Source organism: Paenibacillus sp. OT2-17 (assembly GCF_009827695.1).
GTDB lineage: Bacteria > Bacillota > Bacilli > Paenibacillales > Paenibacillaceae > Paenibacillus > Paenibacillus polymyxa_B.
On record NZ_WUDQ01000421.1, the window covers coordinates 1 to 3,290 of the forward strand.

Genomic DNA, 3,290 nt, shown 5'->3' on the forward strand with positions numbered 1-3,290 from the left:
GCAGGCGTAAACTTATAGCCCAAATAGTCGGCATGACCGGTTTTAACAGACTCATCGTACACGCTTCGCTCCGTAATTTTGACGATGTCGTTGAATGGATAGCCCACTGCTGACCAAAGAACCAGATTTTGTACTCTCTTATCCCGTACGGCTGTGAGAAGGGCAACCGCGCCCCCCAGACTGTGACCGATCAGCGTCACCTTGGTTGGGTCAATGTCCGCACAATTGACGGCGTAATCCAACACGGTACGTGTCTGATTAATCATGGATTCGAGCCCCTGCTTGCCGTATTCACCTGTGCTTTCCCCACAACCGGCAAAATCAAAGCGCAGGACAAAGTATCCCCCTTCGGCCAGTTCACGCGCAGTCTTGACGAATAATCGATCTACTCCGATACGATTGCCCACAAAACCGTGACATATAACAACGAGGGGAACTCGTCTCTGACGCTCTCCCTCATTTGTACGGTTTGGATAATGAATTGTTGCGGCCAGCTCTTCATGTTCAAAGCGAATTCCAATTTGCCGTTCCATCCTGATTCCCCCTGTTTCAAGCTTCACTACACATTTATGAATTCAAGCTCATATAGTAACGTGGAATATCCATCCAGGATATTCATTCTCTTTAATTCCGATAAGTTTAATAAGTTTTATAGTAAAGTCAGTCTATCATCGCCCTGCTTCCTTGTCAACCTGTCAGTTCACATCGTTAAAAAAGTAAACAAATAGCGCTCCCCGATGCGATTCCGGAGAACGCTATACTACACTTATTAGAGTGAATCCACTACATTAAAGTAGACATTCGTTATTCGTAGCTGTTCCTAAACATTTGGTGGGTCTCCGTTCGTCCCTCCCACTCCAGCTTACAAGAGGCGCCGTTATGTTCATCCTCATGCCACAGGCTGCGGTAGTTCTGTGCACCTAGTTCACCCGCAAATTCTGTATCCTCAGCCACTTCAATATCGTCCAGTATACGGTAAGTTGGAGAAGTTCCTTGAACACTCCGGTGACTCACATTTGTAGACGAGGCCACCCCGCTATTCCCGTTCGAAGCGTTTGCCAATCGTTTTTGGACTGAATAATCTGCCTGGTTCTCCAGTTTCATGATGCCACACCCTCTTAACGTTTATATTCAGGTTGCTCTATGTGCTCACCCTGTATCCAGTTTGAGGAGAATGCAGCGGTAATATACATTTTATAGATAAAGTCTTTTGCCATCCGACGCTTCCTCACGTATACTGTCTTTGTTACGAAATGGCGGTTCCATCAGCTCGGGATACGCTCATAAAGCAGGAGGAAGAAATGAATAAAGCAAAAAATTATACGCTTATTGCATGGATTGCCTTGTCTATGTTTTTTTTGACACAGGCAATTATCGGATGGTTTGTCACCTTTACAGGTGGGGATATCAAACCCTTTGAAAAAATCAGCCTATCCACCCTTATCATCATCGCCGCAGGAGCCATTCTACTCGTTGAAGCCCTGATGAATTTTATGGACCGTCCCGAAGAAGGCGAGGAGACACAACAGCCAGACCATGCCCCTGTAAAGCCCCAGATGAATCTCAAATCCATCTTGATGTATGTTGTGTTAGTTGTCGTGATTCTTGTCGCCGGACTGGCGCTGCGCAGTGTACTGCCGGTATTCAGGATCTCCCCTTGGGTAAATTTAATTCTCGCCGCCATCGGTTTTATTGGACTCAAACCGATTTTTCTGCGTAAAAAACGTTCATAGCCCGCAATTCTCATTATATGGAGCTGCCTCATTTTGGATCATAGCAGCTCCTTTTCATTTCAATCAGGCAACCGACTTACAGCTTGGGTGTGCGCTAAAAAGCCGTATTCCTGGCCTGCAAGAAGCTGCATGGGGGAATACGGCTTGATATACTTTAAAACTTATTTGGAAAATAGTTGTTCTGCATTATCCAGAGCAATTTTATGTCCCATCGCGGAATAGTCCAGCCAAGGCTGTCCGTCCAACATGTAGACATGCCCTTGCTTCACCGCTTTGAGACCTTGCCATACTGTATTTCCTTCCAGCTGTTTGTATACCTTTTGGGCATCCGCGCCTTTACTGATGATAACAAGGATCGCATCGGCATCATAATCCGGTAAAACCTCTTGGGAAACAACTTGATAAGCCTTGTTGATCTTTTCTACACCTTTGGCTGGCTTCAAGCCCAAGTCCTGATACAACAGCGGTCCTACGGGACGCTTCATCCCCATAACACGAACCTCTTTCGCCGTCACACGTACAGCCATAACCGTTCCGTCCCCAATTTTTGAATGAATCAGCTTTTTGACTCGTTCCTTCTGTGTATCATAATCTTTTAGAAATGCGTCTGCCTGTGCTTCATGTTTGACCATAACGGCTATTTTTTTCAATTGATCCTTCCATGTGCCTTCATCCAGATCAAAAACTTCGGTCGGCGCAATTTTTTCAAACTTGGCCACATCGGTTCCCGAATATTTTTTGTCCAAAAAAATATGATCAGGTTGAAGTTCCAATACCGCTTCCATATCCGGGTCTGTGACAACACCTAGCTTACGGGTACTTTGAAGACGATCTTTTACATGGGGCAGAAAATCCTTCACATCTCCACCAATGACCGAACCAGCCGGAGTAATGCCCAATGCCAGCAGGTTGTTCGTCAAATGAATAGACATCGAAGCAATACGTGAATCCGCACTAATGGTTGTCTGCGCACTGCCAGCCGCTTTCGTATCTGTAGCCTGTTTGTCGGCTGCTTGTCCACAAGCGGACAGCATGATCATGCATACAACAAGAGTTGTGACTACCCATGAACGTTTAAAATCTGAACCCTCAAATTTGTGCTTTCTCATGATTACTCTCTCCTATGCTACAGAAACTCTACATTATAATGATCAATATAGAAGGCTTCTGCTTAGTTATTAATTTCAGCGGGTTGCATCATTTGCATCATATGATTTCACATGTACCTATTCCTTCTGTCATTTTGTTCGGGACAACAGGAATAAAAAGTACGGAGCTCCTACCACAGCAACCACCACACCTGCGGGAATCGCATTCGGCTGAAACACCGAACGCCCAATCGTGTCTGCGGTGACCAGAATAACGACCCCGACCAAACAGGCTACTGGCAGCAAATGCTGGTACATCGGCCCAACCAGACGGCGAGCCAGATGAGGCGCAATCAGCCCAATAAAACCGATGCCTCCAGCCATGGATACGCTGGCACTGGATAGAGCCACGGCTGCGCCCAGCAGTAATAGACGCTGGCGCTTCACATTTGTGCCGATTCCAGCTGCG

The 3,290-nt window shown here is 46.3% G+C and carries 5 protein-coding genes; 1 reads left to right on the plus strand and 4 read right to left on the minus strand.

Annotated features, from left to right (window positions below; genetic code table 11):
• Together GRP75_RS22360 and GRP75_RS22365 are read right to left on the minus strand one after the other, a co-directional pair.
• The coding region (locus tag GRP75_RS22360; protein ID WP_160790395.1) for an alpha/beta hydrolase at positions 1–533 on the minus strand (533 nt) is incomplete at its 3' end.
• Positions 534–804: 271 nt separating this feature from the next.
• Positions 805–1,104, minus strand: coding sequence for a hypothetical protein (locus GRP75_RS22365; protein WP_069080217.1), 300 nt, complete (start codon positions 1,102–1,104; stop codon positions 805–807).
• Positions 1,105–1,301: 197 nt separating this feature from the next.
• On the opposite strand from GRP75_RS22365, the gene GRP75_RS22370 reads away from it, so the two are divergent.
• Positions 1,302–1,733 carry a hypothetical protein gene (locus GRP75_RS22370; protein ID WP_013308831.1) on the plus strand — a complete coding sequence of 144 codons (432 nt, stop codon included), beginning with the start codon at positions 1,302–1,304 and terminating at the stop codon, positions 1,731–1,733.
• 161 nt (positions 1,734–1,894) lie between these two features.
• Here the strand turns inward: GRP75_RS22370 and GRP75_RS22375 are convergent, their stop codons facing one another.
• Positions 1,895–2,842, minus strand: a complete 948-nt coding sequence (locus tag GRP75_RS22375) for an ABC transporter substrate-binding protein (protein ID WP_069080218.1) — start codon at positions 2,840–2,842, stop codon at positions 1,895–1,897.
• A 129-nt stretch (positions 2,843–2,971) separates the two neighbouring features.
• Positions 2,972–3,290: iron chelate uptake ABC transporter family permease subunit (locus GRP75_RS22380; RefSeq protein WP_160790396.1), on the minus strand; the 319-nt coding region annotated here is incomplete at its 5' end.

Excerpts from the sequence above, each read along its gene's own strand:
- GRP75_RS22365 (WP_069080217.1), bottom strand. The coding sequence starts at position 1,104 with ATGAAACTGGAGAACCAGGCAGATTATTCAGTCCAAAAACGATTGGCA.
- GRP75_RS22375 (WP_069080218.1), bottom strand. The coding sequence starts at position 2,842 with ATGAGAAAGCACAAATTTGAGGGTTCAGATTTTAAACGTTCATGGGTA.
- GRP75_RS22370 (WP_013308831.1), top strand. The coding sequence starts at position 1,302 with ATGAATAAAGCAAAAAATTATACGCTTATTGCATGGATTGCCTTGTCT.